This window comes from Dysgonomonas sp. UBA7630 (assembly GCF_002483985.1).
Taxonomy (GTDB): domain Bacteria; phylum Bacteroidota; class Bacteroidia; order Bacteroidales; family Dysgonomonadaceae; genus Dysgonomonas.
This window is the reverse complement of sequence record NZ_DLIY01000016.1, coordinates 104,844-131,744: the sequence shown is the minus strand read 5'-3', so window position 1 is coordinate 131,744 and position 26,901 is coordinate 104,844. Positions and strand designations below refer to the sequence as shown.

Sequence of the window (26,901 nt, the reverse complement as noted above, 5' to 3'; positions counted from 1 at the left end):
TAGAGAAGACTGAGGATATTAAGAGAAAATGAAAAAATCGACAATTTGGATACTCGCAGCAATAATGGCTGTAGCATTCTTTGGTCTGTTGTATTTACAAATAACCTATTTACGCGAATCAATAAGATTGAGGAGCGATCAGTTTAATGAAGCGGTAAACCGTAGTTTGGCTCAAATTTCAAGAAATTTGGAACTCGATCAAACAAAAAAATATCTGGATGAAGCGTTCATTGAAACACAGAAGAAGGATGCAGCGGCTTACAATCGCTCTATGGCATTAAGAAATCAGCCACAGGAAGAAACTGTTACACAGCAGCAAAGAACAAAGATGACCGCGCCCGACGGTACAGTCATTTATATGGAACACAATGTGACTACGGTACAAACAACACCGCCTAAACAGGTATTCCAGTCGCCTAAAAGCGGCACAAATGCGATCTCAAAAACATTCTTCGACCTACAGGAAGAGCAGATAAAGAGATACCTATATGAAAAAGATATCATGAATGATGTCTTGAACAGGATTTTCAAATCGGCAAGTGATGTGCCTATAGAAGAAAGGATAAACTTTAAAGATCTGGAGACTAAGATAAAGAATGAATTAAAAAACAATAATATAGAGTTACTTTTCCAGTACGAAGTTGTAGATAAAAATGATAAGCCGGTTTATAGGCAACCACGTTTTCTGGATAGAGACAAAAAATATGCATATCAACAAGTACTATTTCCGAATGATCCGCCCAATAAAGTTACCTATCTGAAAGTTTACTTTCCCGATAAAGGGCACTATCTATCAAGCGAGGTATCATTCTTGTATCCAGCCATAATATTTACTTTTATCTTGTTGGTTACATTTATAATAATAATATATATCACATTCCGACAAAAGCGTTTATCGGAAATGAAGAATGACTTTATGAACAATATGACCCACGAATTGAAAACACCGGTATCGACTATATCTTTAGCCGCCCAGATGTTAAAAGACGGGGCTATTACAAAATCACCCGAGGTATTTAAACATATATCCGGGGTAATAAACGACGAAACGGAACGATTGAGTTTTCAGGTAGAAAAAGTTCTTCAGATGTCGCTATTCGAAAAACAAAGAGCTACACTAAAACTCAAGGAACTGGATGCCAATGACATTGTGGTAGGGGTTGCAAACACATTCCAAATCAAAGTTGAAAAATTTGGAGGAAATCTCGATATCGATTTAGAGGCTACCGAATCTGCAATCGAAGCAGACAAGATGCACATTACAAATGTATTGTTCAATCTGCTCGATAACGCCGTGAAGTACAGAAAAGAAGATGTTCCTTTGCAACTGATGATTCGAACGTGGAACAGCAATAATAAATTGTACATCGCTGTAGAGGACAATGGTATCGGAATAAAAAAGGAATATGTAAAGAAAATATTCGAACGGTTTTATCGGGTATCAACAGGTAACAGACATGATGTCAAAGGTTTTGGACTAGGACTTGCATACGTAAAAAAAATAATAGAGGATCATAAAGGAACAATAAAAGCCGAGAGTGAGCTGGGGAAGGGCACCAAATTTATAATTTGCCTGCCTATAATGAAGAGTAAAAGTTAGTTAAGCAAAATAAACTGTAAATAAGTAAGTTATGGAAGAAAAATTGAAACTGTTTTTATGTGAAGATGATGAAAATCTTGGTATGTTGCTAAGAGAATATCTTCAGGCCAAAGGGTACGACACAGACCTCTACACCGATGGTGAGGTTGGATACAAAGGCTTTGTTAAAGAAAAGTATGATTTGTGTATATTGGATGTTATGATGCCTAAAAAAGACGGTATCACTCTTGTGAAAGAGATCAGAGCAATCAATACAGAAATACCTATCATATTCTTGACAGCCAAAAATATGAAAGATGATATTCTGGAAGGATTCAAAGCCGGAGCAGATGATTATATCACGAAACCATTCAGCATGGAAGAACTTGTTCTTCGTATCGAAGCAATCTTCCGTCGTGTGAAAGGTAAAAGAAGCAAAGAACAACAGCTTTATCAGTTTGGTAATATGAACTTTGATACTCAAAAACAAATTTTGACGATCAATGGAGAAAGCACTAAACTTACAACTAAAGAAGCAGAACTTCTTGCTCTATTGTGTGCTCATGCCAACGACATTCTGGAAAGAAATCATGCCCTAAAGCAAATTTGGGTGGACGATAACTACTTCAACGCTCGTAGCATGGATGTTTACATCACTAAATTACGTAAGCTATTGAAACCTGACCCAAGTATTGAGATCATCNNGGTAAACGAAGAAGAAAGCGCAGAGTAATAAATGCAATTATATATGAGAGGCTAATGATAGAATATGATCATTAGCCTTTCTTTTTAGTAATTCTATAACCTTTGCAAGAGGCAGCAAAAGCATTATCTACATCAATCCAAAATAATAATATTGAAAAGTGAATTAAGAAGTAAAGTATGTCTTTTTAACTCATACTTTTTTTATTTGTGCATTATCAGTGTCTTATATCTCATTTTTTTACTAATTTTGCACCCTGAATTGAATTGCTTATATAAATTATAAATATTGAAAATGAAAGCATTTGTATTCCCAGGGCAGGGAGCTCAGTTTGTAGGAATGGGTAAAGACCTTTACGAAACATCTCCTGTTGCTAAAGAAATGTTCGAAAAAGCGAATGAGATTTTAGGTTTCCGCATAACAGATTTAATGTTTAACGGTACTGACGAAGATCTCCGTCAGACTAAAGTTACTCAACCGGCTATTTTCCTCCATTCGGTAATATTGGCTAAAACAATTGGCGATGAATTTAAGCCGGATATGGTTGCGGGTCACTCTTTAGGAGAGTTCTCTGCTTTGGTTGCTGCCGGCGCCATGTCTTTCGAAGATGGTTTAAATCTTGTTTATAAACGTGCTCTTGCTATGCAGGAAGCATGCGAAATGAATCCTTCTACAATGGCAGCAGTGTTAGGATTGCCAGACGCTAAAGTAGAAGAAATATGTGCATCTATCAAGAATGAAGTAGTTGTACCGGCTAATTATAATTGTCCCGGACAGGTGGTAATATCAGGTTCTAATGCAGGTATTGATGCTGCATGCGAATTGTTACTTGCTGCCGGAGCAAAAAGAGCTCTTAAGCTGAAAGTAGGAGGAGCATTCCACTCTCCATTGATGGAGCCTGCAAAAGTAAAATTGTCGGAAGCTATAAACAATACAATTATCACAGTCCCTACATGTCCTGTATATCAGAATGTGTCTACAGTAGGAGAAACAGATCCTGCCGTTATAAAGGACAATTTGATAGCACAATTAACAGCACCTGTAAAATGGACTCAATCTGTAGAACATATGGTTGCAGATGGAGCTGTTGAATTTGTGGAACTTGGACCGGGTAATGTTTTACAAGGTCTTGTAAAGAAAATAGCACCACAGGTATCTGCAACAGGCAAGCAACAATTGGTTAGCTGCATTTAAAAAATAAATCAAAATGGCTTTTTTTTCAGGAAATAAACAAGCCGACGATCAAGATGAAACAGCGAAGAATATTTTTCTGTTCGAACTCGTTCAGAAAAATATTCTTGTTACAGGATCTAACGGACAGTTGGGAAATGAGATAAGACGAATATCGGCTAATCATGAAAACAACTTCCGTTTCTTCTTTACAGATGTAGCGGAGCTTGATATAACCGATCTTAGGGCTGTAGATTCCTTTATAAAAGAAAATAATATAAAGTATATTATCAACTGCGCAGCTTATACAGCTGTGGACAAAGCAGAGGATGATGTAGATTTATGTTATAGAATCAACCGTGATGCTGTTGCCAATTTAGGATTGGCAGCAACAAACAACAATGCTAAAGTTATACATATATCCACAGACTATGTGTATGATGGAACAGCAAACAAACCTTATGTTGAGACTGATACGGTAAACCCTCAGTCTGTATATGGCAAATCGAAGCAAGAAGGCGAAGCTGAATTATTGAAAGCTTGTGCTGATAGTATTATCATACGAACAGCATGGTTGTATTCCATTTTTGGGAACAACTTTGTGAAGACAATGATAAAGCTAGGCAAAGAGCGCGAAACACTAAACGTTGTAGCCGATCAGAACGGCACACCTACCAATGGGACAGATCTGGCCAAAACAATTGTAAAAATACTTGATTTCAGTGAAGCTAACGGATTTAAACCCGGTATATACCATTACTCCAATGAGGGAGCTACTACCTGGTACGATTTCACATTAGCAATCCACAAAGAAGCGGGTATCAATACATGCAAGGTGAACCCTATAACGACCGAACAATATCCGGTAAAAGCCACAAGACCTAAATATAGTGTACTGGACAAAACCAAGATAAAATCTACATTCAACCTTACTATCCCTAAATGGGAAGAAAGTTTAAACAATTGCATCAAAGAATTGTTATCTATTTGAACTTAGTTAATTTACAATCACATTCTAGCTACTAAAATGAAAAAGATTTATCTTTTCAGTTTTATATTTTTGGTCACAATCGTATCCTGTCAGAATAAACAGTCTGAAAATAAGCAAGCTCAGTTGGATACATTAAATGTTGAGCTTTCAGAAACCCAGTTAAGCAATAAGGCAGACAGCATGGATCTGACGGATATCGCCAGACTGACTGAAAAAGAGTATACCGATCTGCAGTTGTTCAATGTTAAAGGTTTAGAAGGTTACAGTGCCGAAGATTTATCGATGGGGCGCATTTTACTGGCGAATGAGAATGGTAAAATATTAACCGTCCTAGTGATAACAGATGGTGAAATAACCGAATATTTGTTAAGCTACGACAAAAGCGGAAACCTGCAAGATAATTTGCTTGTCGCTTACGAAGATATGGTAGAGTATTACAGCGAAGTATCATCAAAGATAAATAGCAAAGAGATTATTGTTCAGACTATAAATTTCACCTATAGCGACAACGATGATGACCAAGTGGAAAAATCAGATACTGCTTTTGTGAAATATCAAATTACTCCTGAGTTTAAATTTATAGCAAATTAGCATATCCAATATTAAAGAATAAATCAACAGAGGTTTTCCTACAAAGAGACCTCTGTTTTTATTTATAGGCAATAACATTGAGCTCTGACGTTTGACTACAGATATCAGAACCTTGTATTTTCTAATTATTAAATTGTCTTATATTAAAGATCGTTAGCATTATTGAATAAAGAAAAAGGTGACAACAAATAATATACTTAAAAGTGTTACTTTTGTTACTTTTTCTGTTTAATTTATTTTATATATGGAAGTTAAGAGAAAAGGAGCAAAATCCTTAAAAGATATACCGGCCGAAGTATTGCAACAACTGAATCTGGGTACGATAGAGTCTGTTAATCTGACAGAGTGGCTGGCTGTTGACCAAAAAGAGCTTTTGAAAAACGTTCTGCCGGAGAAATATGCGACGGCCTGTTTATCAGACCTTGAAGTGTTGGAAAAAGCAAGCACAATGCAAACAATACGCAGAATCGGAGAAACGCTTTTGAGAGAAACACTTCAAGAAACAGATAAGAAGCTGTTGAAAGAACTAAAAAGTCACATATCCGATAATGTACGCTGTTGGGCTGCTTATATGATAGGTCTAGACAAATCAATATCTTTTGCCGATAAATTGGAAGCGATCAAAGATTTTGCAGCCGATGGTAATTTGGGGGTAAGAGAGATTGCATGGATGGCCGTTCGTGAAGATATGAATCGCAATATAGAAAATGCTATACCAATATTATTAGGATGGACTAGAGACAAAGATCATAATATTCGCAGATTTGCATCAGAAGCTATACGTCCGAATGGGGTATGGAGCAAACATATCGAAAAACTTAAGCAACAGCCCGAAATTGCTTTGCCAATTCTAGAAGCGTTGAAGTCGGACTCTGAAAAGTATGTACAAGATAGCGTAGGCAACTGGTTGAATGACGCAAGTAAAACCCGTCCCGATTTTGTAATTGAAGTTACAAGCAAATGGGAAAGCAATAATCCGACAAAGGAGACGAAATATATAATCAAGAAGGCACTTAGAACGATTAACAAAAAATAAGAGATCAACAATGAAAAGAACTACATATAATATACTCATTATATTATTCTTTCTGAATATCCTTTCGCTAAGAGGACAAGAGTCGATAGTCCCCGATTTGCAAAAATTGTATGAATATACAGACTCGCACTTTGTTGATCTGAGAGCAAAACAGCAACCATTGATCGGAGTCTCTGCAAGCCGCACAAGCAATGGTGGATCGAGCGTGCCCGGAACATATATAGAAGCTATTCTCAAAGCCGGAGGACGACCTCTTATTATCCCTGTGATGACAAAAGGANNGATATTGTAAAGGATCTTGACGGATTAGTAATGACCGGCGGTGAAGATTTCAACCCGCTATACTATAAAGAGCAGGCGATCCCGGATATGAATGACATAGATTCTATCCGTGACATTTACGATTTGGTACTTTTAAAGTTAGCGACAGACCGCAACATCCCTGTGTTGGGGATATGTAGAGGAGAGCAGGCGATCAATGTTGCTTTTGGAGGAACACTCTATCAAGACATTCCCACACAGCATCAGAATAAAAGCGTAAAACATAGGCAAAGTGAGCCTAAGGAAGTCGGAACACATAAAGTCTCTATTGCAGAAGAGTCTCAGTTGAGCAAGATACTTGGAAAAACAGAAGTATTTGTCAACAGCTTCCATCATCAGGGTGTAAAAGATGTGGCTCCCGGATTCAAATTGGCAGCAACAGCACAGGATGGCATTGTGGAAGCGATAGAAGCCTATCCCGACAGAAGAATAATCGGTGTACAATGGCATCCCGAAGGACATGTGGCCGGGGGAGATACTACGATGCTGAAATTCTTTAAATTCATAGTTTCTGAAGCCGAAACTTTCAGAAAGGCAAAAGAACTGCATAAACATATATTTTCTATTGATACCCATTGCGACACTCCTTTAGAATTCAAAAAAGCAGGATTCGATATCGGAAAAAGAGAAAACAATCAGGTGAATATTCCGAAGATGGAAGAAGGCATGCTAGATGCTATTTTCTTTGCTGCTTATACGGCTCAAGGGAAACGGGATAAAGTTTCATCGCAGGCTGCCGTCGACAAAATATACGGATTGATAAAGGGTATCCATTCGCAGGTAGAGAAAAATAACGATATCTGCGAAATAGCTTATACGACAGATGATCTTGCTAGAATAAAAAACGCAGGAAAAAAAGCTATTTTCATAGGAATAGAAAATGGTTATGGAATAGGGAAAGATATTGAAAATATTGCCCGATTCAAGAAAATGGGTGTGAATTATATTACGCTTTGCCATACTAAAGACAATGATATATGTGATACATCGAGTGATACTACACGTGAATGGAATGGGTTAAGCCCCTTTGGCAAAGAGGTAATAAAAGAAATGAACAGACAGGGAGTGATGATTGACATATCACATGCGAGTGAAAAGACTTTTTGGGATGTTATCAAACTCTCTACTCATCCTGTTATCGCTTCTCATTCGTCGGTACAAGCACTATGCTACCATGACCGAAACCTTACAGACAAGCAAATGCAAGCTTTAGCCAAGAACGGAGGAGTTGTGCAAATATGCTTGGTTGATCTCTTTGTGAATAAAGATCGTAAAAAAGCATCCCTATCTGATGGTATAGAGCATATCGATTATGCCGTAAAGGTCGCCGGAATAGATCATGTAGGCATTGCTTCCGATTTTGACGGCGGTGGCGGGCTTATTGGGTGCAATGGTAGCAATGATATGATTAATATTACGATGAAGCTTTTAGAGAAAGGTTATACGGATGAAGATATCGCTAAGATATGGGGAGGGAATTTCCTTAGGGTAATGGCTACTGTTCAAAAAGGAGCACAAAAGTAAGTAAGGATAAATAGAACTGCCTGAAAGGATTTTACCTTTTAAAACACGAGATGTTTCGCTTCGTTCAGGATGACAAAGAAGAGTAAGTTATTTACTTCCTTTCAGCCAGTTCTACTTAGTATCTAATTGTTCAAATATTTTTTAAGAACTCACACAAAGCCTTTGTAGCTAATGCTCTGTGACTTACGCTATTCTTCACCTCTGACCCTAATTGGGCAAATGTTTGATCGTATCCATCAGGTTGAAAAACAGGGTCATATCCAAATCCTGCGTCTCCCCTTTCTTCGGTGATAATACTACCCTTCACCTTTCCTTCGAACAGATATTCTTTACCATCCAATATCAGTGCGATCACAGTTCTGAACTGCGCTTTCCTGTTAGTAGTACCATCAAGCTCTTTGAGCAGCTTTTTCATATTTGCCTTCGAGTCATGATCTCCTCCCGCATAACGGGCAGAGTATACTCCCGGAGCACCGTTCAAGGCTTCGACTTCCAGTCCTGTATCATCTCCGAAGCAGTCATAGCCGTATTTATCTTTTACGTAGCGGGCTTTTATCAGAGCATTTTCCTGTAATGCCTCTCCCGGTTCTTCAATATCTTCGTGGCAGCCGATATCTTTTAGGCTGAGTATATCAAAACTGCTTCCAACAACTGCTTTTACTTCTTCGAGCTTATGGCTGTTGTTGGTAGCAAAAACTAATTTTCTTCTCATTTTTTATCTTTTGAATTATAGGCCTCTAAAGCTTTTTCTAATACAGTAAGCGCCTTCGCTAAATCTTCTTTATTAAGTACATAAGCAATACGCACTTCATTTTTCCCAAGTCCCGGTGTAGTGTAAAAGCCTGAAGCGGGAGCCATGAATATAGTTTGTCCTTCGTATTCGAAATCGGACAAACACCATGCGCAAAAGTCGTCAGAATCTTCAACCGGCAATCGGGCAACAGTATAGAATGCGCCCATAGGTATAGGAGAATATACTCCCGGAATACGGTTTAGCCTATCTATTAAGAATTTCCGTCTCTCTACATACTCTTCGTATATGTCGCGGATATATTCCAAAGAAGCATCCAGAGAGGCTTCCGCTGCTATCTGACCGATAAGTGGCGGACTAAGACGAGCTTGACACAACTTCATTACAGTTTTGCGAAGTTCCTTGTTCTTGGTAATCAAAGCACCGATGCGGATACCACATTCGCTATATCGTTTCGACACAGAGTCAATTAGTACGACATTCTCCTCAATTCCAACAAGGTGACAAGCCGAAACATAAGGTGAGTTGGTATATATAAAGTCACGATATACTTCGTCTGAAAACAGATAGAGATCATATTTTTGAACCAAATGTTTTATCTGGTTCATTTCTGTACGAGAATACAGGTAGCCAGTCGGATTATTCGGGTTACAAATAAGGATACCTTTAGTCCGCTCATTAATAAGCTCTTCGAATTTCTCTACAGGAGGTAGTGCAAACCCCTCATCGATGGTAGAAGACACCGTACGGATAACTGCTCCTGCCGATGCTGCGAACGCCATGTAGTTGGCATAAGCAGGTTCGGGAACTATGATTTCATCTCCCGGATCGAGACAAGCCAAGAAAGCGAATAATACCGCTTCTGAGCCACCCGTAGTAATAATAATATCATCGGGAGATACATTAATATTATATTTTGCGTAATATCCTATCAACTTTTCACGATAAGAACGGTAACCATCGCTTGGACTATATTCTAAGATCGTGCGGTCTATATTCCGAATCGCTTCGAGAGCTTCTTCCGGTGTCGGTAGGTCGGGTTGTCCGATATTCAGATGGTAAACTTTTAGACCTCTAGCCTTTGCAGAGTCTGATAAGGGAGCCAATTTTCTGATTGGCGAATTTGGCATATCTATTCCTCGTTGCGAGATACTTGGCATAATCGAATATATTATTTATACAATTTTACAATGAAGCACAAATATACGAATTATAGGAAAACTTATACCCGGAATGCAAAAATAGATTTTTAGTTCTGTGAGTTAGATATATACAACGTTATGCATTGAATATCAAACAATGTTAATAATCTTATTCTATTCAAACAACAAAAAGGCAGGTATTTATCAGAAAAAGGAATATATTTGCTTTTCACATAGTGGAAGACCCGGACAAAATTATCATATATCATATAGGGAAGTCGAATTAACCCGAAACGACCCTATCAAAAGCAGTGTAAAAAAGTGGAGCTTATTCAAGAGACAGTGAGGTTAACAGATAAAGAAACTCACGAAGCCCTGTTCAAAAGGTGGTATGAGCCTTTATGTAAATACGCTTATAGTATTCTCAAAGATCAGTTCGAGGCAGAAGATGCTGTTCAGAAAGTATTTTTTAAACTATGGGACGACCGCCTCAATACGAGTATAACCGTGTCGATAAAGTTTTATCTGTATATGGCTGTGCATAATATCTGTCTAAACCGAATTAAACAGATGAAGGTGCAACAGAAGCACAATCAACAAATAGCCTTAGACGAACCGGTTGAGCATAACGAGGTATATGAAGGCATAGTAGAAAAAGAACTGAATTATAAAATCACGATGGCGATAGCTCAATTACCGCCCCGATGCAGAGAGGTATTTGAACTTAGCCGATTCGAAATGATGAGCTATAAGGAGATTGCTCAAGAACTGGCAATCTCTCCAAATACTGTAGAAAACCAAATAGCTAAAGCACTGAAGATCTTGAGAGAAAACCTGAAAGAATTTATTTCCGTAGTAGTGTTATATTACTTAATAAAACTGATTGGGCTATGGTAACGAATGACACTGACAGATTATTAGCACGATATTTTGCAGGAGAGTTATCTCCTCAAGATAGAATACGCTTGGAGAAGTGGCTTGCCGAGTCGCAGGAGCATGAAGACTATTTCTTTGAGCTCACTTCGCTTTATCAAAATATGGGAACGGGCGAATACCCTTCCTTCGATGTACAAAAAGCGATTGAAATACTAGAGGAACATATAAATAAAACCTCTCTAAAGACGGTATCTCACAAAAGGAACAAAAGAAAGCCTCTAGCTTGGATAATCGGTGCAGCTGCTGCTGTAGCGATACTATTTTTTATCTTCAACAGCAAGCAAGACAATCCAATTACTAACATTACAGAGAAAGGGTTGTATTCTTTTTCCGACAGTACTAAAATTAATTTGATAGAAGGTGAAATCTCTTTTTGCAAAAACGGAATAAGAGATACTATTTATCTAAAAGGAAAGGCTTCTTTTGAAATGCAATCGGAAAAAGCAGAAAGCAAAATTGTAAAAGCAGGGAATGTATATGTAAAAGATATCGGTACAAAGTTTACAGTTGAAGCAAATACTCCCGACTCAGTTTTTGTGAGTGTTACCGAAGGCGAAGTATTGTTTTATTCGGACAACAACACCGGCATAAATCTTAAGATGAACCAAAGCGGATATTACTTGTCTAAAAACAATAAATTCTATACGGAAACAATGAGAGGTAATTTCCAGTTTAAAGGAACACCTCTAGGCGAAGTTATCACCCAACTAAATACATTCTATGGGCAACAGATAGAGCTAAAAGATAAAAGTATCCAAGATCTTCCGATTACAGTAACATTCACAAAAGAAGATTTGTCTACCATACTCGATGTAGTGGCTATTACATTAAACCTGAAAGTAGACCACATAGGCGATGGCTATACAATCGAATAGGGAAAGATCATAATTAAAGTCGAATGAAAAGAATAATATTTATATCATTATTTNNCATTATTTATCCTTATCACTGCTAGCTTGCGCTCTCAAAATATGGTAAACATAAAATTGCAGAATGAGAGAATAGGTGTGGCCATGAAACTTATAACCCAACAGACGGGTGTCGAGTTTTCGTACAATCCGAAGGTTGTTGATACGCATAAGAAGATTTCTATCAACATTGTCAACAAAGAGGTAACGGAGGCAGTATACATATTGCTGCACGACAAATATTTTTTTTATATTATAAAAGGTAAATACGTAATAATAACATCAGCCAAAACAACACCTAAGAAAATCACTAATTATGAGTCAGTTACAAAATACAATAAAAATATTGTAGATAGGAGTAGTGGAAATAACCTGCATAGTGGTCTTAGTAGTATAGGAAATAATAAAATCGCTGAAGAGCTGATAAGAAAAGATTTCCTTTAACTATAAACAATCAAACAAATAGAATCACTATGTCAAAAAAAACGCGAGAATTTCCACACTATATTCGAGAAGAAGGATAGTGAATATAATTAATGCAATTTTAAAGTTAATTCATCGAGAAAAAACATGCATTTATCGATTCCACCTTGTCTGTTAATATGATCTGCTCTAACTTTGCATTATCGAAATCAGATCCTTTATTTGTTAAATTACAAATGAATGAATACAATAAACATTGATTTTAATGGTTCTATTTTATAAAACCACTAAGATCTGAATAGATAAAAACTTATACATTAATATAAACAAATTGAACTTTGTTTAAAAATTTAAACCTACTTATGTTAGTACATGCAAATCTTTTACCCAAAAAGAATTGGGTTTCATTTCTATGGCTTTTACATTTATTCATAATTCCGGTTTTGACAAGTGCACAAACCTATAAAATTAGCGGGACGGTAGTTGACTCTCGTACAAAAGAAACCCTGATAGGAGTTCCAATTATAATAGAAAACCGAAATGGTAGCGGTGTATCGTCAGATGAGAATGGAAAATACGCCCTTACTCTTCCGAAAGGAGAATACACACTGAAAGTTGATTATATCGGCTTCGAAAAAAAGACCTTGAAGATTTCTCTTAACCAAAATATAAAAAAAGATATAGAACTTGTACAAACTACCATTGGTTTGAGCGAAGTTGTTGTATCTGCCGAGCGTCCCGACGCAAATGTATCTGCGCCACAAACAGGGATAGAGAAAATGGAGATACAAACAATAAATAAGATTCCGGTTCGACTCGGAGAACGTGACATCATAAAATCAATACAGTTAATGCCCGGAGTACAAGGTGCCGGAGAAGGCAGTTCAGGATTTTATGTCCGTGGGGGTAGTGCCGATCAGAACCTTATCTTACTGGATAATGTATCGCTCTACAATGCATCCCATCTCATGGGTTTCTTCTCTACGTTCAACTCGGAAGTATTACGTGACGTAACGCTCTATAAAGGAGCTATGCCGGCGCAGTATGGAGAACGCTTGGCGTCAATCTTAGATGTTCAACAACGTAATGGTGACAATCAGAAATATCATGTAGCCGCTGGCATCGGGCTAATTTCTTCTAATGTGAATGCCGAAGGACCGATACAAAAAGGGAAATCATCTTTCCTGATAGGGGCAAGACGCACCTATGCAGATGCACTGGCACGTATGTCGGGAGTAGAAGATGCTAAAAATGCTTACTTGTATTTTTATGATCTGAATATGAAGTTAAACTTCGCCTTGTCTGATAAAGATCAAATCTCAGTTTCGGGTTACTTGGGGCGAGACAAAATGGTACTAAAAGATGCAGCCGAGGTGAATTGGGGTAATAGTTTTCTGATAGCTAACTGGAGTCATACGTTCAACAACAAATGGACTTCTCGTACATCACTATCTTATAATCAGTACGATTACTACTTTGGGATGGAAGTAGGAATGAACCTGAATGGGACAGCTAAAATCAAAGACTATGGCTTAAAACATGAGTTTATCTTTCAGCAAAGTAGAAACAGCCAATGGCGCTTAGGGGTCAGCTCTACATACCATGATTTAGCTCCCGGGAACTATAATCTGGACTCGGAGCAAAAAAACTCGGTAGATCTGTATCATCGCTATTCGTCAGAAAATGCAGCCTACATATCCAATCAGATCAAGATAACAGACAATCTGGAGGTAGTATATGGACTTCGTGCTTCGGCATTCATGGCGTTGGGCAAAGGACAATNNACAATATTATACGCTAGATCAGGAGAATAATGTATTAGATAGCACATGGTACAAATCGGGAAAAGTAGTAAAAACATATATAAACCTCGAGCCCCGTTTTTCAGCTGCTTACAAACTGAATGAAGTATCTTCGATAAAAGCTGCTTATGCACGCACAACGCAGAATATGCACTTGCTGTCATACTCGGCACAAGGCACTCCCTTCGACCGTTGGACATCCAGCTCCAACAATGTAAAGCCACAGATAGCAGATCAAGTGTCGCTCGGATACTTTAGAAACTTCAACGATAATATGTTCGAATTCAGTATCGAAGGCTATTACAAAGATATGAGAAACCAGCTCGACTTCAAGGACAATGCCGACATAGAAGGATATGACGTTATAGAAACAGAGCTGCTATCTGGAAAAGGAAGAGCATACGGGGTAGAACTTTCGCTGAAGAAGCGTCAGGGAAGGCTTACGGGGTGGATAGCATATACTCTTTCGAAATCGGAGAAAAAAATAGATGGTATAAATGAAGACAGATGGTATAATGCATTCCAAGATCGCACTCATGATTTATCAATTGTGGGGATGTACGAACTCAATCCGAAATGGTCGTTATCTGCGGCTTGGGTATTCTATACAGGGAATGCGATTACTTATCCAAGCGGAAAATATCAAGTCAATGGTAAGGATGTGATGTATTACGCCGAGAGAAATGGCTACAGAATGCCTAATTATCATCGCCTCGATCTAGGTGCAACCTGTCTGCTAAAGAAGACCTCTAAATTTCAATCGGAATTGGTATTCGGTCTATACAACGCTTATGGACGAGAGAATGCTTATATGATTCAATTCCGTACCAACACGAAAGATCCGAGCAAGACAACGGCTTATCAATATTCACTATTTACATTTGTTCCATCTGTTTCTTGGAACTTCAAGTTTTAAACTAAAAAAGCAAGAAAATTATGAAAAGTATAAAAAACAAATATATAATAGTACTTTCGGCTTTAGCTGTAATGCTTGCAGTAACCTCTTGTGAAAAAGAAATAGATGTCGATCTTAATTCGGTTACACCACGCATACAAATAGAAGGTATTGTAAAACAAGATCAATTGGCTAAGGTAAGAGTAAGCCATACACTCGATTTTAATGACAACAGCGGCTACCCTTTCTTAAAAGGAGCGATTGTAAAAATCTCCGATGATGCAGGAAACTCGGAGACATTGCAACAAGACAATACAGGCTGGTATGTTGCACAAAATATCAAAGGAGTAATTGGTCGCAGTTATAACTTATCAGTAACCTACGAAGAAAAAGAATATACGTCTACCTCCAAAATTCCACCGTTGGTAAAGCTCGATTCTTTGTCGATGTATAAAATTCCGGTAATGAAATATGCTATTCCGATGATTCACTTCTCCGATCCTAAAGGAGAGACCAATCAGTATTACCGCTGCCTTGTATATATCAATGGAAAACAATTGCCGGATGTAAATGAAATGGTGCTGAGTGCTGAGTTTATGGACGGCAGCCCGATACATCAGTTTTTACCGGTATTCATCAACGATGATGACGTAGACCCAATCAAACAGGGAGATGAGATTGAAGTAGAATTTCAATGTATCGATAAAGGAGCTTACACTTTCTTTTATACATTAAGCAGAATTGAAGATTCGAAGACAAACCCAACCTCCAATATCAAAGGGGGGGCATTAGGCTACTTCTCTGCATCTACTGTAGATAAAATGACTATCACTGCCGAGTGGAAAGAATAGAAGGATGAGTCAAAAGTAATTTAGGTTTCAAATTGTTACTCTCCGTTTGACATGACAAAGAGAAAATCTAAATTACTTTTGACTCACTCTTTTTTATGAATGCAATCAAGTATTTGAATATCGAAAGCCAAGACACACAAGCAATAATACCACTGTAATAATATAGTTTAGAAAGTTAAGAAGTCTCCTTATACCCATTTGTTCTATATTTTGACTATTTTTGTACTTAATATCACTATATTTTGCAATGAAACAATATCACGACTTACTGAAACGTGTGCTGGCTGAAGGCACATTCAAAGAAGATAGAACAGGTACAGGTACAATAAGCGTTTTCGGACATCAGAGCCGCTATAACTTGGCGGAAGGATTCCCTGTACTGACCACAAAAAAATTACACTTAAAATCAATCATATACGAGCTCCTTTGGTTTTTGGCTGGTGATACCAATGCCAAATATCTGCAAGATCACGGGGTACGCATCTGGAACGAATGGGCTGACGAAAACGGAGACCTCGGACATATCTATGGATACCAGTGGCGTTCGTGGCCCGACTACAATGGAGGTTATATAGACCAGATAACCAATGCTGTAGAAACAATAAAGAACAACCCCGACTCGCGTCGTATTATTGTCAGCGCATGGAATGTTGCCGACCTGCCGAATATGAACCTTCCACCCTGTCATGCTTTTTTTCAGTTCTACGTGGCTGACGGCAAACTAAGCTTACAACTCTATCAACGCAGTGCCGACATTTTCCTTGGCGTTCCTTTCAACATTGCATCCTATGCCTTGCTCCTAAAGATGATGGCTCAGGTAACAGGACTGCAAGAAGGCGAATTTGTTCACACACTGGGTGATGCTCATATTTATACGAATCATTTAGATCAGGTAAAACTACAGCTCACCAGAGATTTCCGTCCCCTGCCTCAGATGATAATCAACCCTGAGGTAAAAAGCATTTTTGATTTTAAATATGAGGATTTCCAGCTTGAAGGGTACGATCCGCATCCACATATAAAAGGAGAAGTTGCTGTCTAATAAAATTAAAATCCAAAAGCTGCCTTTAAAGGACAGATTTAGAACAAAAGTGACTATAAATCAATCCAATTTACTTTTTTTTGAAATATCCTTCAAAAAAAGCTCATGCTATTTTTTGTTAATTGATTGATTATTTGTAATTTTGCGAGCCGATTATTACGAAATAAAACGTAAAAAATTGATTAACAAACGATTATCGCTTATCATATCTTAGCTCGATGAACGGATGATAGTTGTGTGAATCAAAAAAGTCATTAACCAAATTAATTTTTAATTAAGTGGATACTTTAAGTTATAAGACCATTTCTGCGAACAAAGCAACTGTACAAAAAGAATGGGTTGTGATTGACGCAACAGGCCAAACCTTAGGGCGTATGGCCTCTAAAGTGGCAAAACTTCTGAGAGGGAAGTACAAACCAAGTTTTACTCCACACGTTGACTGTGGCGACAATGTAATCATCATCAATGCTGATAAAGTTGTACTTACAGGAAATAAATGGAACGATCGCGTTTATCTGAGATATACAGGTTATCCTGGAGGTCAAAGAGAAGCAACTCCTGCAGTTTTGCTGGAAAAAGGAGCTGACCGCTTAGTGCATAAAGTAGTAAAAGGAATGTTACCTAAGAATCGTCTTGGTGCTGCCCTTCTTAAGAACCTTTATGTATATGCAGGAACTGAGCACAAACATGATGCTCAACAACCAAAAACAATAGATATTAACGCTCTTAAATAATTATTAATGGAAGTAGTAAATGCAATAGGAAGACGTAAAGCTGCCATAGCTCGCGTATTCGTAAGCGAAGGAACCGGAAAAATAGTGATCAACAAACGTGAACTAGACAATTACTTCCCTTCAACTATTCTTCAATATGTTGTAAAACAACCTCTAAGCAAACTTGCTGTAGATGGTAAGTACGACATAAAGATCAACCTTAACGGTGGCGGATACAAAGGACAGGCAGAAGCTGCACGCCTTGGTATCGCTCGTGCATTGGTTAAGATCAATCCAGAAGATAAGGCTGCTCTTAGAGCTGAAGGATTTATGACTCGTGACCCACGTGTTGTAGAACGTAAAAAACCGGGACAACCGAAAGCAAGAAAAAGATTTCAATTCTCAAAACGTTAATTTGGATATTATCTTACCCAATTACACTTTGTCGGCATATGCCGCTTAAAAGTTATAAGTTGGTTAATATATAATGATGAGTCGGCCTCATCTCTAAAATTACGTTTAGTATCTAAATTGCCGGGACTTCTGAATATGAGCTACCCGACAATTCGCTAACAGAAAAAGAAAGTAAACGAAACAAAAAAACTAAAAATGGCAAAATTAGAATTCGACCAATTATTAGAAGCTGGTGTACACTTCGGTCACTTAAAGAGAAAGTGGAATCCGGCTATGGCTCCTTACATCTTTATGGAGCGCAACGGTATCCACATTATCGACCTTTATAAGACAATAGCTAAGACTGAAGAGGCTGCTGCTGCATTGAAGCAAATAGCTAAATCAGGTAAAAAAATATTGTTCGTTGCTACAAAAAAACAAGCAAAACAAGTTGTTACAGACTTGGCTCAATCAGTGAATATGCCATACGTGGTAGAACGCTGGCCAGGTGGTATGTTGACAAACTTCCCTACTATCCGTAAGGCTATTAAGAAAATGTCAACTATCGACAAGATGATCAAAGACGGTACTTTCGATACTTTGTCAAAAAGAGAAAGACTTCAAGTAACTCGTCAACGTGCTAAACTTGAAAAAACATTGGGTTCTATCCAAGACTTAACTCGTCTTCCGTCTGCTTTGTTTGTGGTAGACGTAATGAAAGAACACATTGCTGTAAGAGAAGCTAATCGTCTTGGTATACCTGTATTTGCTATGGTAGATACAAATTCTAGCCCTGAAGATATCGACTTCGTAATCCCTGCTAATGACGATGCTGCAAAATCTATCGAACTTATCTTAGGAAGCCTTTGCGAAGGAATCAAAGAAGGTCTTGAAGAAAGAAAGATCGAAAAAGCAGATAGCGCTGCTGCTGAAGCTCAAGATGAAGAAGGAGCTCCAAGAAGAGAACGCAAAGCAAAAGCAGGTGCTAAAAAAGCTGTAACTAAAGAAGACCAAGAAGCAATCAATGCGGCTGTAGCTAGCAAGTTTGCTAAAGAGGACGAAGAGTAATAGTATAAAGACTAAATAAATAGCCTCTAAGAAAGCCTTCTTAGAGATTATTTATTTGGTCTTTTTTCTTTAAATCAATAGAGAATAATTATAAACCAAAATAAAAGGAGAAAGAATATGGCAATTTCTATGGCTGATATCCAACATCTACGCAAAATGACAGGTGCTGGTATGATGGATTGTAAAAATGCTTTGAACGAGGCTGAAGGAGATTTCGACAAAGCTGTTGAGATAATTCGCAAAAAAGGACAAGCTTTTGCTGCAAAACGTGAAGATCGTGAAGCTGCTGAAGGTTGTGTACTTGCAGCTACTCAAGGTGATTTCGCTGCAATCGTAGCAGTAAACTGTGAAACAGACTTCGTAGCAATGAATGCTGATTTTGTAGGAATGACTAAATCTATCCTAGATGCTGCATTAGAGAGCAAACCGGCTGATATAGACACACTGAAAGCAGTTGAAGTTAGCGGTCGTGCTATCACCGATCTTGTAACAGACAGAATGGGTGTTACAGGTGAAAAAATGGAGTTCAGCGTTTACAAACAAATTACAGCTCCTACAGTTGTTGCTTATGTTCACCCGGGTAACAAACTAGCTTCTATTGTAGGGTTCAACAAACCAAACGTTGACGAGCAAGTAGCAAAAGACATAGCTATGCAAATTGCAGCTATGAACCCTGTAGCTCTTGTTCCTGAAGAAGTATCTGAGGAAATCAAACAAAGAGAACTAAGCATTGCAAGAGAAAAAGCAATCGAGGCTGGTAAACCAGAAAACTTGATTGACAAAATTGCAGAAGGTGCACTAAATAAATTCTACAAAGAATTTACACTTCTTCAACAAGAATTCGTTAAGAATCCAAAACTAACAATAGCTCAATATCTTGCTGCGCACGATAAAGAACTTACTGTTGTCGGTTTCCAACGTTATACGTTGAACGCTGAATAATCAGAGATTCTAAAGAAAATAAAAGTGTAATCAGAAATGGTTACACTTTTTTTCTTTATATTTATTAGCATTTCTGAAAATCTTCAAGACAATAAATATGAAAAATACATTTGGCTTCATCATTCTTTTATTTTTCGCATATTGTACATCAAAGAACAAAGTAGCACCTCAAACAATTCATAGTCCTTATATGGATAGTATCATTCCTTTCATGAATGCATTTTCACTAGATACTGCAATAATCTTTGACTGGAATGGTAATAAGCATGCACCTAAATCACACTTTAAGGATAGGTCTATAACGCACATAGTCGGAAAATTTATTGATAGAACAGAAATATTTGCACTAGAATATATTTCAAAAGATACACTTATTAACTTTTATCATTTTAAATCTTGTGATTGGAAAATAATAAGTTCACATAGAGCCATTGGGGATGACATGACAACATTAGTTGAATTCATAGATATGAATAATGATGGAAACAACGAAATAATCGTTCGCACGCCGCCAAATATGAATGGGAACACGATACAAGATGTATTCCATTACTCTTCGGAAAATGATACTATTGAATATGCAGGTAGCTTCTTTTCTTGTGATTACAAGATCAATAGAGAAAAACAAACAGTAGAGGTCACATATGAAGGTAGTTGGTATATGCCTTTAATCAAAACAATTTATCAATGGCATAATAATAAGCTTGTTCGAATAAAAGAAATAAATTTAGACATCGTAGACATAGAACAAATAAATGATGAACGTATTTTGAGATACTATGAAAACACAAGCTATGATAAAGACTCATTAAAATTAATAAAAGAAGCCCCTTTCAAGGGAGAAAAATCTAAAAAAATGTGGGATTTTTTTTTTGATGAGCTTTAAATAATTAGGAACAATCTATTAGATCCCAATATTATAATTCTATAATAAAAAGCATCTAAGTAGACTAAGAGAGTAGTAATTTAAGACATTGACATATACATTATCTTTATATACATAACTAAAGAAAACTTACCTTTTTTTAGTAGCTTTGCGTTCAAAATAAAGTATTAAGATAAACTGTTCCTTGACAGGAGTCTATGAAGGAAAAATCATTAAAAGATAAAACCGTATCCGGACTGAGTTGGAGTGTATTGGATAAGCTACTCCAAAATGCCTTTGTTTTTGTTGCCGGAATATTACTTGCGCGCCTAATAGATAAAGAAGGCTACGGACTGATGGGCGTACTTGCCATATTTGTAGGATTAGCTAATATCTTACACGAAAGTGGTTTCTCGAGTGCTATTATTCGTAAGAAAAATATTACACAGGCTGATTACACAACTGTCTTCTATCTGAATATATCTATCGGTATATTCTTGTATCTGCTACTATTCTTTCTGGCTCCACTCATCAGCAACTATTACGATAAACCTATTTTGACAGACTTGTCAAGGTATTTATTCCTATCCTTCCTCTTTAACTCTTTTGCTGTAGTACAGAATGCCAAACTGATCAAAGAAATAAATTACAAGCTGATCACCAAGATTAATGCATTCTCAGTATTTACATCATACTCTGTAACGCTATTGCTTGCCTATTTTGGTTTTGGTGTATGGGCACTAGCTACACAGGTGGTACTGTGGACATTCCTTAAAGTTTGCTGCTTGTGGATATTCAGCAGATGGAAACCATCGGGATCATTTAGTAAAGAGTCATTCAAAGACCTGTTCGCATTTAGCTCGAAGCTGGTTTTGGGAAGTATCATAAATTCTGTAATGGTAAATATTCCCCAAAACATATTAGGGAAGTTTTACTCATTAAGCATCGGGGGATTATACAATCTAGCTTACCGAAATTATAATTCGGCCAACGATGTCTTAAACGGATCGATATACAGCGTCTCCTACCCTATCCTATCTTCGATACACGATGATGACCACCGATTGAAATATATATTCAGAAAATTTATCCGGATCAAAGCATTTGTCATATTCCCGATGTTTATGGGCATAATATTGGTAGCACAATCATTTATGTACATACTGGGAGAACAATGGCTCTCAGCAGCTCCCATCCTGCAACTGCTATGCATTGGCGGTATATTTGCAGGCCTTGAAACTACAAATGGAGATATATTAAGGATAAAAGGTAAATCGGGATTGATTCTTATTCTGACAATTATGCATGCTGTATTGATTTTCAGCTCTATATGTATCCCTTTTATTTTCGGGCTCAGTTACCTGTATTACATTGCGGGTATTTCGACAACCTACATTATCAGATACATTGTATCCTCTATTATGTCTAACAAGCTGATAAATTACAGTCTGGTTGAACTTATAAAAGATTTATTGCCTTATTTCGGAATATCATTTATTTGTATACTATGTGGCTATATGCTCAGGTTTGTGACATCCCAACCTGTTGTATTAATGATATGCCAAATAGTATTTGTAGGAGCTTTGTATATAGGAACTCTATATTTTTCAAAAGCCAGAATATTGAGAGAAGCCATCGAATATGTTACCAATAAAAGGATAAAGAAATGAAAGTCAGCATCTGTATCCCGGCTTATAAACATATTGATTTTCTAAAACGTTGCCTCAACTCTATTTTAGATCAGCGCTTTACAGATTACGAGGTCGTTATCACAGATGATTCTCCCGAAGACTCACTACAAAAACTGGTTGAAGAATATTCGGACGAGCGAATAAAATATTTCAAAAATGAAAAACCTTTAGGCTCTCCGCTGAATTGGAATGAAGGAATAAAAAAAGCGCAAGGAGAATATATCAAAATTCTTCACCATGATGATTGGTTTTCTTCTCCTGACAGCTTAGAAAAGTATGTCCGTCTGTTAGATGAAAATCCAAATGCAGACATTGCTTTTTCGGCAAGTTGTGACTTGGATAATCATAATACTCGAAAGCCTCATATAGCAAGCAGCGAATTTATTTCAGAACTTCAGAATGATGCTACAATAATATACACCGGCAATAGGCTGGGTGCTCCGAGTGTATGTATTTTCAGGAATAAAGGCTATCTTTTCGACCCGAACCTGATATGGCTGGTAGATATGGACTTCTACATGCAGGTGATCAGGGCTAGAGATAATACATTTGTATTTACACCTGAAATATTGGTTTATATCGGAATAAGTGAGTTTCAAATCACGCAGCAATGCCTTGCAGAAACGAAAGTGAAAATATCAGAGAAAATATATCTTTACAAAAAGTACAGCTTAGAAAACAAACCGGCCAAGTATAAAAAAAGCCTTCTGAAATATATGGGACGAGAAAAAATTCGAAGGACATCCGACCTCAGAGATATTCTGCCAGATTCAGATTTTACCTTCTCTAGGTCAGATACTTTCCGGGCATATATATACTATGCAAGAAAGAAGATTAGAAGTCTTCTTCCTCGATAAGCAACAAAAACCTTGGTATAAGTGTTTTAACAATGCAATATCTGTTCCTACAATAAATTTACATTATTACGAACTTATAAAGAAATAAAAATATGATTATAATAATGTCTCCTGCAAAGTTGCAGGATTTTGAAAAGCCGGCTCCAATAAAAGAGTCAACCACCCCACTCTACGCGAAAGAAGCTAAAGGATTGTACAAATCGATGGAAGGTATTACTCCCGGAGAAATAGCGTCTCTAATGAGCATTAACCCTCAACTGGCACACGATGTATACCAATACATCCACGCATATCCTCTAAGCAAAACGCCACAAAAACAGGCAGCATTTGCCTATAATGGGATAGCATACAAGGGGCTAGATGCACAATCATTTTCTGCCAAAGATATTGATTTTGCTCAAAAACATTTACTACATATTTCAGGACTGTATGGCGTGCTCCGCCCTTTAGACCTGATTAAACCATATCGTCTCGAAATGCAAATTCCGATAGTGAACGATAAAGGGAAAGATTTGTATGCATTTTGGTCTGACACCATCAGTAAGTACATAGCCAAACAAATGAAAGCTGACGACAATATCCTTATCAATCTGGCTTCGAAAGAATACGCCAAAGCTGTAGATAAAAAGCTGTTGCCGAAAGGACATAAGATCATAACCCCTATCTTCAAACAACAGACAGATAAAGGATATAAACAAATAGTAGTTTATGCAAAAAAAGCAAGGGGTATGATGACTCGCTTTATTATACAAAATCAACTGAAAGATATAGAACATCTGAAGGGTTTCGATACCGAAGGATATACTTTTGCACCACAGCTTTCGGATGATAAGGAGTGGGTATTTATTCGATAAGATCGACTTGCTATTCCGCTATAATTTAACTAACTTTGCGTAGTTGGAAAATAATAATTAAAACAGTAAATAAAGATGAAAAAAGTAGTATTAATTCGCCACGGAGAAAGCGTTTGGAACAAAGAGAACCGCTTTACAGGATGGACAAACGTTGACTTGTCGGAGCAAGGAGTACAAGAAGCTATAAAAGCCGGAAAACTATTGAAAGAAGAAGGTTTCAAATTTACACTAGCTTATACTTCTTATCTGAAAAGAGCTGTTAAAACGTTGAATAATATCCTTGACCAAATGGACTTGGATTGGATTCCTGTTGAAAAAACATGGCGTTTGAACGAAAAACATTACGGTATGCTTCAAGGCTTGAACAAAGCTGAAACTGCTGAAAAATACGGCGACGAGCAAGTACTTGTTTGGAGACGTAGCTACGATGTTCCACCTGCTGCACTAGAGCCAACAGACCCTCGTTCAGCTTCTCAAGATCCTCGTTACGCAGACGTACCTAAAGCATATATCCCTGAAACAGAAGCATTGAAAGAAACAGTAGATCGTATCCTTCCATACTGGCAAGAAGTTATCTACCCATCATTGATGTGTCACGATGAAATTATCGTTGCAGCACATGGAAACAGCTTACGTGGTATCATCAAATATCTGAAAGGAATTTCAGACGCAGACATCGTAAGTTTGAATCTGCCTACAGCTGTACCTTACGTTTTTGAATTCGACAATGACTTGAACCTTGTGAAAGACTATTTCCTTGGCGATCCGGAAGAAATTAAAAAACTGATGGATGCGGTTGCTAATCAGGGAAAAAAGAAATAAGATAAACAACTCAGCCTTCATACAGGCGTGGAAGTTTTATAATAACTAGTCTGACTAGCTGAAAAATAAAAAGAGACTAAACCAACACTTTGGTTTGGTCTCTTTAGTTTTAACACTATAGAGTGAAAATAATTTATTTCTGTACCCAATTTTTTATACTTTTGGTGTTCAATCCTAAAATTAAATGTTACGCAAAAAACTTTATAACAGATTCCTTGTCTGGAAGACCCAAAATGTAAAAGAGAAACAGATGGTCTTGTTCGTAAGTTTCCTGATCGGAATATTTACAGCATTAGCAGCTTTTATCCTTAAAAGTGCAATTCACTTTATACAACATCTTCTTACTTCTCCTTTCCTCACAGAAGGTGCTAACTATATGTACCTCATATATCCTATAGTTGGTATTTTAATCGCCGGAATGTTTGTTCGCTACATTGTGAGAGATGATATCAGCCACGGTGTTACAAAAATATTGTATGCTATATCTCAGCGTAAAAGCTTTATAAAGCTCCATAACGTATATACCTCCATTGTGGCCAGTTCTATTACAATTGGTTTTGGGGGATCGGTTGGAGCGGAAGCACCTATTGTACTTACAGGATCGGCTATCGGGTCTAATCTGGGACGTTTCTTTAAGGTAGAACAGAAATACCTGATGCTGCTGATCGGATGTGGTGCTGCGGGCGCTATTGCGGGTATCTTTAAAGCACCTATTGCGGGATTGGTTTTTGTGGTGGAAGTATTGATGCTCGACCTGACAACGTTTACTGTTCTTCCGTTGTTGGTAACATCTGTAACGGCAGCTACCATTTCATATCTGACGATGGGGACTTCGGCAATGTTTAATTATGCCTATACAGAGCCTTTTACCCTCGAACGTATTCCTTATGTTATTTTGCTGGGGATTTTTTGCGGATTGGTTTCTCTCTATTTTACCCGTGCTATGGGGTGGACAGAAGGAATATTTCGCAAGATGTCATACTGGCAAAAGTTTGCATTTGGTGCAAGCATATTGAGTATATTAATATTTTTGATGCCTCCTCTTTACGGAGAAGGTTATGATACAATAGAGGCATTGATCAGTGGAACAAAGAACTACACCGGTCTGTTGGACAATAGTGTTTTCTTTGAATTTAAAGATACGCGTTGGACTATCGTCTTATTTCTTGCGGGTGTTCTGCTGATGAAGGTATTTGCGACCAGTGCAACCAACGGTGCAGGAGGAACAGGGGGGATATTTGCTCCATCCTTATTCTTGGGTTGTATTGCCGGATTTGTATTTTCTTTTACTATAAATCACTCACGACTAACAGGTTTTGCTCCGTTATTGCCGGAAGAAAATTTCGCATTAATGGGAATGGCAGGTGTAATGGCAGGTGTAATGCATGCACCTTTGACGGGAACATTCCTGATTGCAGAGCTGACGGGTGGATATGAACTATTACTGCCTCTGATGATTGTTTCTATCTGTTCTTACGTCGTGATCAAGTTTTTTGAGCCACATAGTATCTATTCGATGCGTCTGGCAAAGAAAGGGGAGCTTATAACTCATCATAAGGATAAAGCCGTACTTACACTGATGAATATTGAGAAACTGATAGAATCTAATTTTCAGACTGTGAGCCCTGATATGTATTTGGGCGATATGGTGAGAGTTATATCACAATCATCTCGCAATGTCTTTCCTGTTTTAGATGAGCAAAAGAGATTCCTGGGTATTGTTCTTATGGATAATATCCGAAATATTATGTTTCGCCCCGAATTATACAACCGTTTCAAGGTATCACGCTTTATGACATCACCTCCGGCTATTGTGGTTGTAGGTATGACTATGGAATCTATAATGAAGAGCTTTGACGAAACTAAGGCTTGGAACTTACCAGTGGTAGACCAGAATGATGTATATCTGGGATTTATCTCCAAATCGAACATTTTGGATGTATACAGAGGGGTATTAGCAGAAAACTTTGTGGAAGAATGACACTGCTTTTTCCTAAATAATATTTATAAATACACAAAGTTTGCTAGAGT

At 37.5% G+C, this 26,901-nt stretch carries 24 protein-coding genes and 1 pseudogene; 23 read left to right on the top strand and 2 right to left on the bottom strand.

Annotation, left to right across the window (positions count from 1 at the left end; genetic code table 11):
• The first annotated feature begins 28 nt into the window (after positions 1-28).
• From B3P17_RS06685 to B3P17_RS06655, 7 genes and pseudogenes are all read left to right on the top strand, one after another.
• A complete protein-coding gene (locus tag B3P17_RS06685) occupies positions 29-1,600 on the top strand; it encodes a sensor histidine kinase (RefSeq protein WP_252638951.1) in 1,572 nt (523 codons plus the stop codon).
• Positions 1,601-1,631: 31 nt separating this feature from the next.
• Positions 1,632-2,312 (top strand): response regulator transcription factor, encoded by a 681-nt coding sequence (locus B3P17_RS06680; RefSeq protein ID WP_291104594.1) that lies wholly within the window; start codon positions 1,632-1,634, stop codon positions 2,310-2,312.
• A 264-nt stretch (positions 2,313-2,576) separates the two neighbouring features.
• A complete protein-coding gene (gene fabD / locus B3P17_RS06675; protein WP_252638950.1) occupies positions 2,577-3,476 on the top strand; it encodes an ACP S-malonyltransferase in 900 nt (299 codons plus the stop codon).
• Positions 3,477-3,489: 13 nt separating this feature from the next.
• Entirely contained in the window at positions 3,490-4,443 is a 954-nt protein-coding gene (rfbD, locus tag B3P17_RS06670; protein ID WP_252638949.1) for a dTDP-4-dehydrorhamnose reductase, read from the top strand.
• Positions 4,444-4,479: 36 nt separating this feature from the next.
• Entirely contained in the window at positions 4,480-5,034 is a 555-nt protein-coding gene (locus B3P17_RS06665) for a hypothetical protein (protein ID WP_135105115.1), read from the top strand.
• Positions 5,035-5,278: 244 nt separating this feature from the next.
• The gene (locus B3P17_RS06660; RefSeq protein WP_291104591.1) at positions 5,279-6,070 is read left to right on the top strand and encodes a DNA alkylation repair protein; all 792 of its coding nucleotides are present in this window, start codon (positions 5,279-5,281) and stop codon (positions 6,068-6,070) included.
• Between the two features lie 10 nt (positions 6,071-6,080).
• Positions 6,081-7,915, top strand: a pseudogene (locus tag B3P17_RS06655) (membrane dipeptidase).
• 130 nt (positions 7,916-8,045) lie between these two features.
• Here B3P17_RS06655 and B3P17_RS06650 read toward each other — a convergent pair.
• On the bottom strand, positions 8,046-8,627 hold the full coding sequence (locus tag B3P17_RS06650) for a non-canonical purine NTP diphosphatase (protein WP_252638944.1): 582 nt from the start codon (positions 8,625-8,627) through the stop codon (positions 8,046-8,048).
• Entirely contained in the window at positions 8,624-9,826 is a 1,203-nt protein-coding gene (locus tag B3P17_RS06645; protein WP_006842951.1) for a pyridoxal phosphate-dependent aminotransferase, read from the bottom strand. The genes B3P17_RS06650 and B3P17_RS06645 overlap by 4 nt, the downstream gene beginning before the upstream one ends.
• A 303-nt stretch (positions 9,827-10,129) precedes the next feature.
• Here B3P17_RS06645 and B3P17_RS06640 point away from each other — a divergent pair, with 303 nt between their 5' ends.
• The 16 genes from B3P17_RS06640 to B3P17_RS06560 all read left to right on the top strand — a co-directional run bounded on the left by B3P17_RS06640 (position 10,130) and on the right by B3P17_RS06560 (position 26,851).
• Positions 10,130-10,705, top strand: a complete 576-nt coding sequence (locus B3P17_RS06640; protein ID WP_252638935.1) for an RNA polymerase sigma-70 factor — start codon at positions 10,130-10,132, stop codon at positions 10,703-10,705.
• Positions 10,699-11,619, top strand: a complete 921-nt coding sequence (locus tag B3P17_RS06635; RefSeq protein ID WP_252638933.1) for a FecR domain-containing protein — start codon at positions 10,699-10,701, stop codon at positions 11,617-11,619. The genes B3P17_RS06640 and B3P17_RS06635 overlap by 7 nt, the downstream gene beginning before the upstream one ends.
• Before the next feature lie 96 nt (positions 11,620-11,715).
• Positions 11,716-12,096 (top strand): hypothetical protein, encoded by a 381-nt coding sequence (locus tag B3P17_RS06630; RefSeq protein WP_291104586.1) that lies wholly within the window; start codon positions 11,716-11,718, stop codon positions 12,094-12,096.
• A gap of 341 nt (positions 12,097-12,437) precedes the next feature.
• Positions 12,438-13,889, top strand: coding sequence for a TonB-dependent receptor (locus B3P17_RS06625; protein ID WP_291104583.1), 1,452 nt, complete (start codon positions 12,438-12,440; stop codon positions 13,887-13,889).
• A gap of 924 nt (positions 13,890-14,813) precedes the next feature.
• On the top strand, positions 14,814-15,623 hold the full coding sequence (locus B3P17_RS06615; protein WP_252638928.1) for a DUF4249 domain-containing protein: 810 nt from the start codon (positions 14,814-14,816) through the stop codon (positions 15,621-15,623).
• 247 nt (positions 15,624-15,870) lie between these two features.
• A complete protein-coding gene (locus B3P17_RS06610) occupies positions 15,871-16,665 on the top strand; it encodes a thymidylate synthase (protein WP_252638926.1) in 795 nt (264 codons plus the stop codon).
• Between the two features lie 278 nt (positions 16,666-16,943).
• Positions 16,944-17,399, top strand: coding sequence for a 50S ribosomal protein L13 (gene rplM, locus B3P17_RS06605; RefSeq protein ID WP_006842959.1), 456 nt, complete (start codon positions 16,944-16,946; stop codon positions 17,397-17,399).
• Positions 17,400-17,405: 6 nt separating this feature from the next.
• Positions 17,406-17,792 (top strand): 30S ribosomal protein S9, encoded by a 387-nt coding sequence (gene rpsI, locus B3P17_RS06600; protein ID WP_006842960.1) that lies wholly within the window; start codon positions 17,406-17,408, stop codon positions 17,790-17,792.
• 195 nt (positions 17,793-17,987) lie between these two features.
• On the top strand, positions 17,988-18,839 hold the full coding sequence (gene rpsB, locus B3P17_RS06595; RefSeq protein WP_006842961.1) for a 30S ribosomal protein S2: 852 nt from the start codon (positions 17,988-17,990) through the stop codon (positions 18,837-18,839).
• A 117-nt stretch (positions 18,840-18,956) separates the two neighbouring features.
• The gene (gene tsf, locus B3P17_RS06590) at positions 18,957-19,781 is read left to right on the top strand and encodes a translation elongation factor Ts (RefSeq protein WP_252638925.1); all 825 of its coding nucleotides are present in this window, start codon (positions 18,957-18,959) and stop codon (positions 19,779-19,781) included.
• A 97-nt stretch (positions 19,782-19,878) separates the two neighbouring features.
• Positions 19,879-20,667, top strand: coding sequence for a hypothetical protein (locus B3P17_RS06585; RefSeq protein ID WP_291104575.1), 789 nt, complete (start codon positions 19,879-19,881; stop codon positions 20,665-20,667).
• A gap of 197 nt (positions 20,668-20,864) precedes the next feature.
• Entirely contained in the window at positions 20,865-22,316 is a 1,452-nt protein-coding gene (locus tag B3P17_RS06580) for a lipopolysaccharide biosynthesis protein (protein WP_252638922.1), read from the top strand.
• A complete protein-coding gene (locus B3P17_RS06575; protein ID WP_291104571.1) occupies positions 22,313-23,194 on the top strand; it encodes a glycosyltransferase family 2 protein in 882 nt (293 codons plus the stop codon). The genes B3P17_RS06580 and B3P17_RS06575 overlap by 4 nt, the downstream gene beginning before the upstream one ends.
• Before the next feature lie 92 nt (positions 23,195-23,286).
• The gene (gene yaaA, locus B3P17_RS06570) at positions 23,287-24,048 is read left to right on the top strand and encodes a peroxide stress protein YaaA (RefSeq protein WP_252638918.1); all 762 of its coding nucleotides are present in this window, start codon (positions 23,287-23,289) and stop codon (positions 24,046-24,048) included.
• A gap of 75 nt (positions 24,049-24,123) precedes the next feature.
• Entirely contained in the window at positions 24,124-24,870 is a 747-nt protein-coding gene (gpmA, locus tag B3P17_RS06565; RefSeq protein ID WP_252638915.1) for a 2,3-diphosphoglycerate-dependent phosphoglycerate mutase, read from the top strand.
• 184 nt (positions 24,871-25,054) lie between these two features.
• Positions 25,055-26,851 (top strand): chloride channel protein, encoded by a 1,797-nt coding sequence (locus tag B3P17_RS06560; RefSeq protein ID WP_252638913.1) that lies wholly within the window; start codon positions 25,055-25,057, stop codon positions 26,849-26,851.
• Positions 26,852-26,901 lie beyond the last annotated feature (50 nt).